We start from the raw sequence: 13668 nt of genomic DNA on the forward strand, positions 1-13668 counted from the left end.
ATGGGCTATGTCCTCGACAGGAACGACCTCGTTCTGGTGACCGGTGGCGGGGGGTTCATCGGTGGTCATATGATCGCACGGCTGCGGGAGCGCGGGTTTACCAAGCTGCGTTCGGTCGACATCCGGCCCGCAGAAGAGTGGTACCAGCGCTTTTCCGACGTCGAGAATCTTGTGCTCGATCTGCGCGACCGGGAAGCCTGTCGAACCGCCGCCCGCGGGGCTGGCGCGATCATCAATCTCGCCGCCGACATGGGTGGGATGGGCTTTATCGAGACGCACAAAGCCGAGTGCATGCTCTCGGTGCTCATCAACACCCAGATGCTGATGGCCGCCAGGGAGTTCGGCTGCAAGCGCTTCTTCTACGCGTCCAGCGCCTGCGTCTACGCGGCTGACAAGCAGACGAACGCCGAGGTGCTACCGCTGAAGGAAGCCGACGCCTATCCGGCCATGCCAGAGGACGGCTATGGCTGGGAGAAGCTGTTCAGCGAGCGCATGTGCCGTCACTTCCGCGAGGATTACGGGCTGGAGACGCGTGTTGCCCGTTACCACAATGTCTATGGTCCGCATGGCACTTACGATGGGGGCCGGGAAAAGGCACCCGCGGCCATCTGCCGTAAGGTGATCGAAGCCAAGCTGACCGGCCGGCATGAAATCGAAATCTGGGGTGACGGCGAGCAGACCCGCAGCTTCATGTACATCGATGATTGCCTGAAGGGCACGTTGGATATCCTGAAGAGCGACATCCTGGAGCCCATCAATCTGGGCAGCGATCAGCTGGTCACCATCAACCAGTTGGTGGACATCGTTGAAGACATCGCCGGCATCAAGCTGGAGCGTCGCTACAAACTTGACGCGCCCAAGGGCGTGCGCGGTCGCAACAGCGACAACACCCGCATCACAGAACTGCTGGACTGGGCTCCGTCGATTCGCCTGCGCCAGGGGCTAGAGCCAACCTACCGCTGGATTTACGGTCAGATGGCGAACCGCTGACCGTCAAGCAAGCAGCTCACGCCCCCAGGCCGCCTAGGGGCAAGAGTGAAGCGGTTCCTCATCTACTCAGCCAAGTGCACGTCGATGCTGTAAAACTCGGCGTGCGTTTTGGTACCGTCGGGTGCGGCATTGTAAAGGACCAGCTGATTGATCTCCAGCGGCTTGTCAATGAGGATCAAAACATCCGAAGGTGCGTCACCACGCTCAATCGGGGTATGATGCATCAGTTGACTGAAGTCGGGCGGCATCACGCCCATCCCCAATGTCCCTTCGAGAACATGGACTCGGACTGTGACCGCCAGAGGGTGTGGCGGTTCCGGCCGTCGTCCCAGATCGGCCACGGCTGCGATGAACCACTTTTGCGGCAGGATTTCCACCGATGCCCGATCATCGTGCATCCGAACACGGCACTCGCCGGAACTTGCCACCAGCGCTTCGAGGCTTTGACATATCGCTTCACCGTCAAGCGTTACAGCCTCCTCGACCAGCCGGATGGCCTCTCTGTGCCGGCCCACCGCGCGCAAGGCCCGCGCCAGGATCATGCGTGGCCGTGCAAGGGTATCACCCAGCGGCGCTTCCAATGCCCGCCGAGCCCTTTCGGTGACGAGCGCCCAATCTTTTTGGTCGAGCGCCTCGTCGGACAGTTCCAACCAGCCCCTCACTTCATAATCCGGAGCAACTGCCAAAGTCCGTTGCCGCACCGCTTCACCCTCGGATTGTCGTCCTGTCCTTTCCAGCCAATCGGCCAAGGCGAGTGCAGCGACACCGAGATCCGGCTTCGCCTCAAGCGCCCGATGAAAGGCCGCAACGGCCATATCGGTTTCACCTTGCTTCGCAAACGCTCGCCCCATCTCGTAATGGTACCGGCCGAGCGTGTCCTGGCGGATAGCCCTCCGCCAAGCGCTGAAATCGATTTCCATGGGCAAGGTTTGGCTGTTTTTATTGTCCGGCTGCATTCTACACGAGCGCCTCTTGTTCCGAAGGCAATCGGTTGTGGACTGGCAGGTTGATCCAGAGAGCGAGGAATTGCAAGCCCACACGCTGTCGCTTCCCGACATCGGCATAGATGTCGGCGACGAAGGGCGACCGCCTGGCCTGATATTAATCAGATCGATCACTTCATAAAAGCCGCTATAGTGAGCAGGGTCAGTCATTCGATTTCAGCGCTGATGTTGCAAAAAACCGTTTTTCCAAGAGGGACTTATGCCGTCAGGTAATAAAAACGTCGATGTGGTCATTGGTCAACATGTTGTCCATGGCGGGAGAGCAGATTCCATCGGCGGGATTTTGCATGTTTCGACGCCAGCCCTACAATACGGAAACTCACTCCTTTTTCCAGTATTGGGAGCTTCTGATATCGGCGATAGGAACATCACGATCACGTTGGAGGGACGCGTCCTCGCCGGAAAGGTGGGGCTTTGCGCACTTCGGGCGGATGGCACGTTTCTTAAGGAAAGCCATCACAGGGCCGGCGCCACGATGCTGAGGCTTCGACTCATCGATGGCAAAGCCTCCGAGTGCGCGTCGATCGTCCTCCGCAATCTCGCCCCCCAGGGACAAGTTTCAGAGTTGATCGTCACACGCATTTTCGCCGAGACAACACACGCCGTCGAGGTTCTGTCGGCGGTAGCACCACGGACGCTCAGGGACGTTACGCTCGCTCCCTTTCATCCCGACGCTGATCGCAGCGACAACTTCGAGGCTGGCGGCATCGACGTAACGGAGAAATGCAACCTTGAATGCGTCATGTGCCATTTCAATGGACCGAAGGCCACGAAAAAGGCAGGAGCGCTTTCTCCGGAAATGATTGAGCGTTACTTGAACCAGCTTCCTTCCGGCGAACAAATCTGGTTCGCCGGTACTGGCGACTTGCTGATGGACGCGCGAGCGATCACCTATATCCGGCGCGCCCGGGACCTCGGCCTACACCCTTGCGTTCTTACCAACGGTCAACTGCTAACGCCCGAGTTGATGGACAATATGCTGGAGGCCGGCGTTCGCTTTATCCAGATGAGCGTCGATGCCCATACGGCTCACCAGTATGAAAAAATCCGGAGAGGCGCAAAATTCGACAAAATACTGGACGCGTGTGCATATCTGCGCCAGAAAAAATCAGATTACAAAGACCTTTCCGTTCAGATCAACGTTACTCTATTCCGCAACACGTTCGATAAACAAGATGCCATGATTGCATTCTGGAAGGGAAAAGTCGACCAAATCAACTTCAACGCAGAATACTATAATACGTTCCTTTTCCGAAACACGTTTCATTTCCCAGAAAAAAGGAACAATTGCCGAATAAAGCTTTACCTCTTGCCAACGGGGCACTTGGCCCCGTGCTGCGCCATGCAGGTCTACCAGCATGAAAAAGACGCATCCTGGCTGCCCCACATCGATCAGATGACGCTCCAGGATGCTTACGATTACCTCTGTGACCTTTACGAGAATCCAGACAGCCCATTTGCTAACCTCTGCCAGCAATGCGACTGGTGGATTCTCTATGCCGACGCAAAAGACGGTGCAACGCCCTACCTGCGCTGCGTTCCCCTGGCACCATGATTCACCACATGCAAAGGCGAGTCATGGAAACATTCAGGTTGGATAGAACAGCGGCGCATCCTCTTCAAAAGCCTGAATGTATTCTTGATAGGAAAGATCCGAACCAGCAGGTTGCAATTGATGGGCGAGAATATCCAGAGCCTGATCCGTGTCAAACAAGCTGGACAACGCGTCGCGGTGCTTCAAAACCACTTCCGCCGCACAATCGGGAAGATCGAAGAGCGCAAACACGGCCGCGAGCTTTGCAAGCTTTTCCGAGGAAAGTGCTTTAGCAAACTTCTCCTGTTCGGGAGCGCCGATATCGCGGATGTACACCGCATCACCCTGCAGCGGACGCCCCTTGATCGATTGCGACGGTGACGAGTAGGTGTAGCGCGCGGGCAGGGCCGCCATGGCGTAGGTGCGCACTGAAAGCCCGAACAGTTCGAAACCCGCCTTTTTCATCAGGCGGTCGACGTTGTGAAACGTATGATCGGTATCCTTATCCGATCCGAAGTAATTGACTTCGATGCAAAGCCCCAGGATTTTTCGGGTGTCCAAGACATCCGTCAGGGTCTGGAGCAGTATGTAGTCTGCTCCGTCCACATCGATCTTGATAAAGTCGACGTCGCGATCCTTCTCGTCGATGAAGGCGGGAAGGAAAACCGGGGCATCCGGATCAGCAAGCTGAACGCTTTGCCAAGCGTTCAGGCGGATCTTCTCTTCCAGGCTTGCGGTATCGATCTTCGCCTGTCGCAGCTCCAGGGTCTTGGCGATGGACAAGCGCCCCCAAGGGATGCGGGACCAATAAGCATTGCCTTTCGCTTGCGGGGCCAGAGGATGATGATCAGGAACGCCAACGAAGGCCGGAATGTAGGTAAAAGCCGGATTTCTTTCCCGCGCGTTGAGTCGAGCCACCTCCTCGACATTGGGATCGAACCCGAATCCGCTCAACCGTGAACCGAAAGCACGCCAGCCGACGTCGATACCGGAACTGCAGCCGACATCGATCAGCATGAAGTCCTCGGACTGAAGACTTGAAGCCACCAGACGAACAAATTCACAATCTGGAAGAATTCCATCCAATTTCCACACCCTTTCATAATAGCTTTGGGAAACGATAACAGAGACAGGAAAAGGGGTCAAACCGTCACGCGGTGTCGGTTCCGGTGCAAGGAGCCATTTCGATTCCATCGTCGCTAGGCGAAAGGAAAAGCGATATCTCACGTATCTGAGCGGTCCCGGCAATCGATTTGTCCCAAGCCTGGACAATGATCTCGCCGGCCTGCCGGATATCCGGTATCCGCAGTTGGAGAACTTGCCATGCCGCAGCCGGACTGAGGCATTGACGGGTCAGGAAGGCCGAGCCTTCGCGATTGAGCACACCGAAGCCGACTTCCGTCCCGCGGATTTGAGCAACGATCCGGACGGTTCCCCGCCCCCCGCGGCGCGCTTGCGCGGGAATGGGAAGAGAGGCTGCGTAACGCCAGGGGTGCGGTGGCAGTGTGACGGTAGCCACGCTGTGGTGTTCGATCGTTGCGTCCGAGGCGGAGGTCGTCAGCAGCGACACCCCGAACTGTTCTTCGAACAATTCCCCACACGGATCGGAGACGGACGGTAACGTCACGCCCTCCACCGAGCCCTTGGACAGAGCCGCGCGCAGAACCGGCTCGATCACGTCGCCATAAAAGCGGTGTCCCTGCGCGTTCGGATGGTTATCCCAAGGCAGCGCAAGCCATTCCGGCGTTTCCTCCGGCAACTCGGCATCCACGACCAGAACTCCCAGATCGGTAGCGTGCCTCAGCAGTTCGCGCTCCAGCGGATGCGTGCCCGGTTGCAGGTCCGCCAGGATCAACGGAAAGCCCATATCCTTAGCAAGCTGGGCCATGTCGCGAACGATCAGCTTGCTGATCATATGAGGGTGATGGGGCTCTCCCTCTAGTATCCGCGGATCAAGCTTGGCCAGGGCGCTGTCGATAATGGGAACCCGGAGGACCGTAAGTTCCAGGTCGGCGCTCGCAACCGCCCGAGGCTGCCAGAACATGTCCGCATTGAAATGCTCGGCGGTGAATTCGCTTTTATTGAGGCCAAGCAGCCATCCCGGACTGACAATGTTCCTGCGGTCATGTTCGTACAGCCGTCCATAGATGACCGCGGCAGGGCGTTTGCTGCGCAGCAATCGGCGTAGCATGAGCAGGCATTGGAAAGTACTGTACCCACTCACCCCAAAGTTACGGAACCGATATTCCGGAAACCGACTTTGCAGAATGGATGTATAGGTTTCCTCGTCCTGAACGGAAAATCCGAACGTGAAAGAACATCCGAAAACCCAGACTTCCGGCCGTTCCACCGCGGTGAAATCCAGGGGTGTCACCCGATAGCCTTCGGCATCGACCGCCGCATGAAACGAATGTTCCATTGCCTGGCCCACCGCATCGTCTACGACGAATGCACAACCGGTGAATGCCGGGTTGTTGACGAAACCGAAATGCCGGTGAGGCTTGAACATCGGGGCCTTTGTCAGAACATAGGCCCCACATCCATTTCTCGGATGAATTCGCATGCAACTCACTTCGATCAGAAGAAAGTATAGTTGTAATCAACAACGTCCCTATCACAGGGCACAGACAGATCCTTTTGAGCGGCTTCGATCAACGCAACGATCCGATCTTTTAAATCCGCCAAGTCGCCGCACCCCTGATCGTGCCACATCGCCGTCAACGCCGCAGCAAACGTCTGGGGATCGTCCGTGACGGGAGCGGAAAGCAAGGCACCACTTGCAGCGACAGGATCTGGTGGCACCGTAAAGTAGCTTTCCACCGCCGCGTCTGGTTCCAACGGAAACAGAGGGCGTCCCTCTCTGCGGCGTTCTTCCGCGATTGGAACAAGATCATCATCGAAGACGTCGGCGGTCAACTCGTCAATCGAGGGCATAGGCTTTTCCCGGCTTCTGTTCTCTTAGGTCTCTTGGTTGCTCACCCTTGAACAGGATCCGGTCTTCGAGCACAAGCAGATCCAGGTCCGTGTTGAGGAAGCAAACGAGGGCGTCGAGTGGCGTACAGACGATCGGTTCACCACGGATGTTAAACGACGTGTTCACAAGCACGGGGCAGCCAGTGCGCTTGTGGAACGCTTCCAAAAGTGCTCTTGCATCTGTTTTATCCTGGCAGGATACGGTCTGAAGCCTTGCCGATCCATCAACATGGGTAACCGCCGGAATATCAGAACGCGGCAGTGCGACCGCGGCCGTCAAATCCAGCGTCCCGCCATCCCAGGAAAGGGCGGGCACCGACCGCCGCACCCGCTCGCTGACCGGCGCCACGAACAGCATGTAGGGGCTTTCGTGATCAAAATCAAAATAATCCGCAACATATTCACGCAGCACCATCGGAGCGAACGGGCGCCAGGATTCGCGAAACTTGATCTTCTGATTAATCAGGCGCTGCCCCTTTTCCAAACGAGCATCGGCGAGAATGGAGCGACTGCCCAGCGCGCGCGGCCCAAATTCCATCCGGCCGGAAAACAGCCCGACGATCTCACCGCGGGACAACGCATCCGCCACCACCGCATGGCGCTCGGCCGGATCTGCAACGATCCGCCCGACGCAACCGATCTGCTCGATGGCGCGGTCGATGGCATCCGCATCGTAGCGGGGGCCCAACCGGCTGCCCTGTTGGCGGTCGCCCGAAGCTGTTCTCGCCCGAGGCACTCCGAAATGGCCATGCATCGCGGTGAGCGCCCCGCCGAGCGCCCCGCCAGCGTCCCCGGCGGCCGGCTGCACCCAAATATCCTTGAAGATCCCCTCTCGCCAGATCGCCCCGTTCGCCACGCAATTCAGCGCCACACCGCCGGCAAGGACCAGATGTTCCTGGTTCGTTATACGCCGTGCTTCGATTGCCAGCCGCATCATGACCAGTTCGGTGACCTTTTGGATCGATGCCGCAAGGTCGGCTTCCCTTTCGGTGATGCTGCTTTCCGGTTCGCGTCGGCCCGCCTCAAAAAGATCTTCAAAATTCTTATTGATAATAGTCTGAGATCTTAAAAATCCAAAATATTTCATATTGAGTCGAAATGATCCATCTCTTTTTACGTCAATAATATTATTCATTATTACATCAACGTAGCGCGGCTTCCCGAATGGAGCCAGTCCCATTAACTTGTACTCTCCGGAATTTACTTTGAATCCACAGTAGTAAGTGAAAGCTGCATAGAGGAGTCCGAGCGAATGCGGATACCGTATCTCCTTGAGGATTTTTATTGCGTTTCCTTGGCCGACCCCAATGGAAGTGGTCGCCCATTCGCCCACGCCATCGACAACCAGAATTGCCGCATTCTCGAAGGGTGAGGGGAAAAAGGCCGACGCCGCGTGGGCGATATGGTGTTCCACGGCAAAGACCGGTACCTTCGCACCGACCACGTCAGCGATCCTGCGGGCAAAGCCGAACTTCTCGGCAAACAGTGCCTTGACCGCGTCCTGCCAAAGTTCATAGCCGTCGGGTGCCGCCATGACGGCGTTCTGCACCACCCGGTCGGTGGACCGCACGAGATTTTCATAGAATACGACCGCATCGAGCGGAGTGCCATCGTCGAGACACGATAGGCAGTATTTGATGGCGCGATCCGGAAAACCACGATCGTGCTTACGGCGAGAGAAGCGCTCTTCTTCAGCCGCAGCGACAACTTCGGAATCCCGCAGCAAGGCCGCGGCTGAATCGTGATAGAAGGCAGAAACCCCAAGTATATGCTTTACCGCATCGGTCATGCCGCGCCCGCCGAAGCTTAGAAAACGGGAAGATCCACTTTCGGATTTCGTGCATGAAAGCCCCCGACAGGTCAAGGCTCGTCGTTGCCGGCCCCAGGGCACCGCCCGGTCCGGCGCGGACGGCGCAAGCCGAACCGCCCAGTTCACAACCTGAACGGCAGCCTTCTTTTGCCTTGCGAAAAGCAGAGCCGAGAAAAGTTTTTTACGGCGTTTGCCTGTCTGTGCTATTATGCCACGGCCGGGAAAAACCGGTCACTTTTGTGCAACCAGAAAAAGTCGATTTATTTTCATGGACAGCATTTTTACCCAGGTCCCAGGCCTCCCCGATATTGAGTTGGTTGATTATTATGAAGAATTTCTTTGGTACTATCCGACTTGCGAAATGGAAGCAAAAAGATGGTGCGCGGAGAATATAAAGCCTGACTGGACCGTTTTGGATGTTGGCGCCAACATCGGATATTATTCTATTCTTTTCTCATGGTTGGCAAAAGATGGTTTTGTGTTTTCTTTCGAGCCAACGGACACTTGGTCCAAGCTGGAGAACAATCTCCGGCATCATAATCTTCCAAACGTGGAGGCTTTGCGGCTGGGCATTGGCAAGCAATCGGGGCGGTTCGTGGATTCGATATTCAAGATTTGGGGACAGAACGCCGAGCGCCTCGAAGTGGATTTTTACTCCATAGACGACTTTGTTGAGCAACGACGACTTGGTCGTGTTGACCTTATCAAAATCGATGTCGACAGTTTTGACCTGGAGGCGCTTCAAGGTGCGGAGCGGACGCTCCGCACCTTCGACCCATATGTTCTTGTCGAATTGAATCATGCATTGAGCCGCCGCAATCAGAGCAACGCTGAAGCGTTGCATTGGCTTTCGAAACAAGGATATGGTTCCGTATTCTGTGTGGATTATGACAACTTTATCTTGAAAAAATCCGCGCCAGTTGTTAGTGAAAGCAGCGTTACCGTTTATTTCCCTGAACGCTGACGCCGTGTTCGATAGCGTCGCTTACGATGACAGCAGTAACGCGAGACTCAGGACGATCAATGCCCAAATGCCCGGCCGCATGGTACGAGTTGAACATTTCGGCGCCTGACAACATGGTCAGCGCTTGCTGCTATTATGCGGGTGAAAAAGACCCCTGGATCAATCACCCTATTGACATCGAGGGTTATTGGAACAGTGCGAATATACAAACCATACGCAAGATAAATTCTGGGAAAAAATCAGCGGATCCCAATGGATGCACCACATGCTTCTTTTTTCAGAACCGATCTGAAGATACTATCTATTTTGATACTTCTGTTTTCCCAGATCTCTCGGAGCACCAGACAGCAAACTGGAAACTTCTGCAGCAAGAATACGAGTCCGGAGCCGTAGAGCTGACCGCCACGCCGGTGCGGATCTACGCAAATTTCGGCTTCTCATGCAATCTAGCCTGTCGCATGTGCCATCAAGTGCCACGGCGCGCCGACAACAAACGCCAAGTACACGCCGACAGCATTTTGCGGTGGAACAAGGCTTTGCGTGCCGCCATGGACGTTACGGTCATCGGCGGCGAGCCTTTCGCGCTGCCGGAAGCCATTTCCTTCATCCGTCAGTTTATTAACAATCCGGAATACGACAATGTCCGACTGTCGATTTGCACAAATGGAACGCTCCATCACAAGCATATGGAGACTCTCCGCAAGAAGAAGCATTTGCATCTTGCCGTGAGCCTGGATTCGATTGGTGAAGGTTATGAGTCGATCCGCGTAAACAGTAAATGGTCACTGGTCGAGCGCAATATCCTTGAGTTTGTAGAACTTGCAAGAAAAGAATATCCACAATGGTCATTTCAGACCAATGCTCTTGTCCTGAAAACTGGTGTAAAACGCCTTCCTGAGTATGCCCGCTGGCATGCCAAACACGGTATTGTAACATCCTTCTACGATTTTATCAATTTCCGCGGGACGGAAGATGCGTTCTATAGCGAAAACCTGCTCGAAAACCCACAACTCTTGGACGATATTCCGGATTGGAGTAATTATTTTGAGGAAGCGCTGGACATATTCCAGAAAAGCAATCTCACCGTGGCGGCAACGTCTCTGGACCATTATTGGAAGCGCCTGACCAACCGGGTGGAGGAGTACCAGGCCACTTCGAATGCTGGCCGCAATCTGCGCCACCGCAATCACTGGAAAACGCAGCTCGAAATTCGTGGTCCAAAAGACTTCTTAAACACATTCCAGTATATTCTCGCGGCGCAGCGCACTGGTGAGACACCAGACTACGCGAGCGATGAGACTTTTGTCCGTTTCACCAAAGTCAGCTATCCGCGAGATCACTTCCTGACCTCATACATGCCCATGGCTGTTTACGAGCCCGGCGGATACTTCCGCCTTCGGCTTTCCTGGCCCAAGCTGCCGCCGGGGGTGCGGCGCGCCCATGTCGTCCTGCGCGCGGAACGTCGCGGCGAATTGCAGGGAACTTGGTATGTTCAGGAAGGCGATGACGGCATCAAGGCGGAATTCGTCGGTCGCATGGAAGCCGGCATTGCCAAGCTCCAGCTCGCAGCATATCCCGTCGGGGAGAGGGAGTCCGTGCTGCCGACTGAAGTCCTTTTGGACCTTGACGGGGCCACGATGAATGCTGTTGCGGCGACAGATCGGCTGTTGCCATAGGCTGGTGCTGGGATCGGCACAACATGAGGGACGCGGGCGGCGACAACGAAAAGCGTCATCCGCCTTCCGCATCCTCTGTCTCGTTGTCGTCCTTGCGCAGACACAGCACCGCGACCGTCGTCAAGGAGGCCTCTCCCATGATGACGAGATGAGGGCGAGCGGTTTGTTCTGTTCCCTTTTGAGCAACGCGGTCGAGGGTATGATTGGCGAGACAACAATCAAGGCTTCCCTGCGGACGCAACCCGGCACGCTCTTGGCCTAACGCAAGCAGAGTCAGGACGACATCCAGCCCTGGCGTGCGCCCAATCGGCTCTACTGACATCTCGATGGGCGTCGAGAACACGAGGGTGCCGCCGGGCCGAAGGAGACGCCCGAGCCGGACCAAGAGTTCGCTCGCCACGGCAGCCCCTCTCTCCAGAATTTTTCCTCCAGTTATGACAATGGCGTCCCACGCTTCGCCCATAACCGCGGGACGGAGATTGCACCCGGCGAGCCGCTCCGGGTCGTGAAAACGGTTCTTGCATGCCACGAAGAGGCTTTCTGGCATGTCCGGGCCGGTTTCGGAGAGCGGAAAGGGCATCACATCCACTTGCCCCACCCGATCGGCCAGGAACATGGGCAATCCATCCGGCCCCGACGTCATCACAGCAATGCGTGCGTCCAATGTCAACGCACCCAGGCTGTCAAGCGCATATAGGATCTGCACCCGCTCCCAGACACCGAGGCTACGCTTGAAGTAATTGTAGGTCGAGACGATGTAGCCAAGGCCTTCCCGCGTCAGCCGCTCGGCCCAGAGGCGCCAGTGCTGGTCCTCCCAATCCTCGGCGGCGGCGATCTTGCTCAGCGACACCCGCCCGGCACCGAATGCGTGAAGCGCTGCGAAACGTGGATCAATCGACGATCGCAACCGGGCTGAGGGGCGGCGGCGCCCGACCTCGTGTCGCAGGGTCTCGACCTTTTCCGGGGGCAACCCGAACTCCGCCGCCACCCCCGGCCAACTCAGCAGCGCCAGCAGCGGTTCGGTAAAGCAACGAGGATCGACTGCACCGAGATCCTCAGACGCGGCGACCACCGCCAAGTCAGCGCGCAGCATGGTCAGCTCCCATGGATCGACCGCAAAACCGCGCCCCAACGCCGTTTCCAAATGAAGCGCCATGGCACTGCCGGAGCGGAGCGGAGCCACGGGCTGGTCGTCGGAGCGTACCGATCCGTAGCAGACACGAGTGGTGAAGGGAGTCCAGGTGAACATCAATTCCGTACGCGCCACCGTTCCGAAGTAGGTGTTGATGGCGTTCAGGCACACGAACTTGCGCTGCATGGCCGCACCGCCATCACGCCGCGCCATGGCTACCAGCCGGTTGAAAGCCCCTTTGACGCGGCCAAGGCGGTCGCGGATCGCCGGGTTGAGATCGCGGACATGCCGGATTTCCCCTTCCGGTGCCACCTCGTGATCAACCGAGAAGTCGAAGATCAAAATTCGCGCCGACCGGTGCAGTCTGTCAAGCGGCACCGCCTCAGCGACATCCGACAGGACGCCATCTTCAGTAAGCGAATCAAGCACCAGGAAGGTCCCCCGACCTCCCATATCCCGCCAAAGGGCGGCAAGTTGACGAAGCATGGCATGGGACCCTCCGACAAAACCAACGAAGCCATCATGGGGAATGGTCGACAAGTGGTCAGCGGCGTAGGGCAAAACATGTTCCGGAGAATAGGTCAGGGAGAGATAAGCGCTGCGGTCGTTGCGGGCTTCGGCATAGGGTTGGTCCAGGGATTTCGATATCGCGTCGAGCGCGGTGACAAAACGGTCGGCCGGCAGGTCGATCCCTCGATACTCCTCGACCGGATCGCTAGGCAGACCCCAGGTTTCCGCTTGCTCTGGCAGGTCGGGACGGACGACCGCATTGATAAACACATGCGGATCGTTCTGGATGGCGGCTGCGCTGAGCGCCGCCGTCGGTTTGCGGGTGTGATCGCAGTGGTAACCGAACACGTCGTCCAGCAAGCTTCCCGTTTCCGGGTACAAGTGACGCAGGCGCCGGCACAAGTTCATGTCGACGTTCCAGCCGACCAGCATGCCTTCATGGAAGCCGTTGATGGTGAACAGATCCTTGCGCAGCACAAGCTGGCAGTCACCAATGCCGTCGAACCGGGCGAAGGCGTCGGTGTGCACAACCTCGTTCAGGTGCAGGTGCGTCCCCCAACGCCTGACCATCTCGATGATGCGGTGTGGATCCCGGCGATCCAAGGACTCCCAGAGCGTCTCCGGCAGTTCGAAGCGGGGCAGATGATAGAATCCATCCGGCTTCTCGGCGGCGATGGCGGATAGCGAGCGTCCAGGATCGCGGGCGACGAAGATCATGTCCGTGTTGGTGGACATGATCCAGCGGTTAGCCGGGTTGGAACGCCGCAGCGCCGTATTGCGCGACACCGCCTCCACCACCTCCAGATGGGTACGGGCGCGAAACCGTTCATGCACGGTGGGGCGGATGCGGAACACCCGCAGAAGCCGGCGACAGCGCTCCGTCAAGGTGTCGCGAATGGCCTCGACCAGAGTCGGAAAACCGTCGGACGTGTTGTAGTCGGCAAATAGGATCTCGTCGTCCGGATCGGACAGCATCTCGGCCAAGCAATTGAGGCTGATCGCTGCCCGCTTGTGGAAATTGTAGCCGTGATGGTCGTTCCGGCCGTAGACGATGATGGAGATCATGTGCGCGGTC

The 13668-nt window shown here is 57.0% G+C and carries 10 protein-coding genes; 4 read left to right on the forward strand and 6 right to left on the reverse strand.

Annotated features, from left to right (window positions below; all coding sequences use genetic code 11):
• The gene (locus tag H1Q64_RS32750; protein WP_237908258.1) at positions 1–990 is read left to right on the forward strand and encodes an NAD-dependent epimerase/dehydratase family protein; all 990 of its coding nucleotides are present in this window, start codon (positions 1–3) and stop codon (positions 988–990) included.
• A gap of 62 nt (positions 991–1052) precedes the next feature.
• Here the strand turns inward: H1Q64_RS32750 and H1Q64_RS32755 are convergent, their stop codons facing one another.
• Positions 1053–1946 (reverse strand): tetratricopeptide repeat protein, encoded by an 894-nt coding sequence (locus H1Q64_RS32755; RefSeq protein WP_237908259.1) that lies wholly within the window; start codon positions 1944–1946, stop codon positions 1053–1055.
• Positions 1947–2193: 247 nt separating this feature from the next.
• Here H1Q64_RS32755 and H1Q64_RS32760 point away from each other — a divergent pair, with 247 nt between their 5' ends.
• Positions 2194–3549 carry a radical SAM protein gene (locus H1Q64_RS32760; RefSeq protein WP_237908260.1) on the forward strand — a complete coding sequence of 452 codons (1356 nt, stop codon included), beginning with the start codon at positions 2194–2196 and terminating at the stop codon, positions 3547–3549.
• A 33-nt stretch (positions 3550–3582) separates the two neighbouring features.
• Here H1Q64_RS32760 and H1Q64_RS32765 read toward each other — a convergent pair whose 3' ends face one another.
• From H1Q64_RS32765 to H1Q64_RS32780, 4 genes are all read right to left on the reverse strand, one after another.
• Positions 3583–4545 carry an FkbM family methyltransferase gene (locus H1Q64_RS32765; RefSeq protein WP_237908261.1) on the reverse strand — a complete coding sequence of 321 codons (963 nt, stop codon included), beginning with the start codon at positions 4543–4545 and terminating at the stop codon, positions 3583–3585.
• A gap of 133 nt (positions 4546–4678) precedes the next feature.
• A complete protein-coding gene (locus H1Q64_RS32770; protein WP_237908262.1) occupies positions 4679–6037 on the reverse strand; it encodes an SGNH/GDSL hydrolase family protein in 1359 nt (452 codons plus the stop codon).
• Positions 6038–6105: 68 nt separating this feature from the next.
• On the reverse strand, positions 6106–6462 hold the full coding sequence (locus tag H1Q64_RS32775) for a hypothetical protein (protein WP_237908263.1): 357 nt from the start codon (positions 6460–6462) through the stop codon (positions 6106–6108).
• A complete protein-coding gene (locus tag H1Q64_RS32780) occupies positions 6449–8290 on the reverse strand; it encodes a carbamoyltransferase (protein ID WP_237908264.1) in 1842 nt (613 codons plus the stop codon). Before H1Q64_RS32780 ends, H1Q64_RS32775 begins: the two co-directional genes overlap by 14 nt.
• Positions 8291–8579: 289 nt before the next feature.
• Here H1Q64_RS32780 and H1Q64_RS32785 point away from each other — a divergent pair, with 289 nt between their 5' ends.
• Positions 8580–9275 (forward strand): FkbM family methyltransferase, encoded by a 696-nt coding sequence (locus tag H1Q64_RS32785; RefSeq protein WP_237908265.1) that lies wholly within the window; start codon positions 8580–8582, stop codon positions 9273–9275.
• A gap of 59 nt (positions 9276–9334) precedes the next feature.
• Positions 9335–10951, forward strand: a complete 1617-nt coding sequence (locus H1Q64_RS32790; RefSeq protein ID WP_237908266.1) for a radical SAM protein — start codon at positions 9335–9337, stop codon at positions 10949–10951.
• Between the two features lie 55 nt (positions 10952–11006).
• Here the strand turns inward: H1Q64_RS32790 and H1Q64_RS32795 are convergent, their stop codons facing one another.
• Complete coding sequence (locus H1Q64_RS32795) at positions 11007–13658, reverse strand: hypothetical protein (RefSeq protein WP_237908267.1); 2652 nt, start codon at positions 13656–13658, stop codon at positions 11007–11009.
• Between the last annotated feature and the right edge of the window lie 10 nt (positions 13659–13668).

The sequence above is a fragment of the Azospirillum brasilense genome (assembly GCF_022023855.1).
In the GTDB taxonomy this organism is placed as follows: Bacteria; Pseudomonadota; Alphaproteobacteria; order Azospirillales; family Azospirillaceae; genus Azospirillum; species Azospirillum brasilense_F.

Bases quoted from the DNA above. Each gene is read 5' to 3' on its own strand.
- H1Q64_RS32750 (WP_237908258.1), top strand. From the start codon at position 1: ATGGGCTATGTCCTCGACAGGAACGACCTCGTTCTGGTGACCGGTGGC.
- H1Q64_RS32755 (WP_237908259.1), bottom strand. From the start codon at position 1,946: ATGCAGCCGGACAATAAAAACAGCCAAACCTTGCCCATGGAAATCGAT.
- H1Q64_RS32760 (WP_237908260.1), top strand. From the start codon at position 2,194: ATGCCGTCAGGTAATAAAAACGTCGATGTGGTCATTGGTCAACATGTT.
- H1Q64_RS32765 (WP_237908261.1), bottom strand. From the start codon at position 4,545: ATGCTGATCGATGTCGGCTGCAGTTCCGGTATCGACGTCGGCTGGCGT.
- H1Q64_RS32770 (WP_237908262.1), bottom strand. From the start codon at position 6,037: ATGTTCAAGCCTCACCGGCATTTCGGTTTCGTCAACAACCCGGCATTC.
- H1Q64_RS32775 (WP_237908263.1), bottom strand. From the start codon at position 6,462: ATGCCCTCGATTGACGAGTTGACCGCCGACGTCTTCGATGATGATCTT.
- H1Q64_RS32780 (WP_237908264.1), bottom strand. From the start codon at position 8,290: ATGACCGATGCGGTAAAGCATATACTTGGGGTTTCTGCCTTCTATCAC.
- H1Q64_RS32785 (WP_237908265.1), top strand. From the start codon at position 8,580: ATGGACAGCATTTTTACCCAGGTCCCAGGCCTCCCCGATATTGAGTTG.
- H1Q64_RS32790 (WP_237908266.1), top strand. From the start codon at position 9,335: ATGCCCAAATGCCCGGCCGCATGGTACGAGTTGAACATTTCGGCGCCT.
- H1Q64_RS32795 (WP_237908267.1), bottom strand. From the start codon at position 13,658: ATGATCTCCATCATCGTCTACGGCCGGAACGACCATCACGGCTACAAT.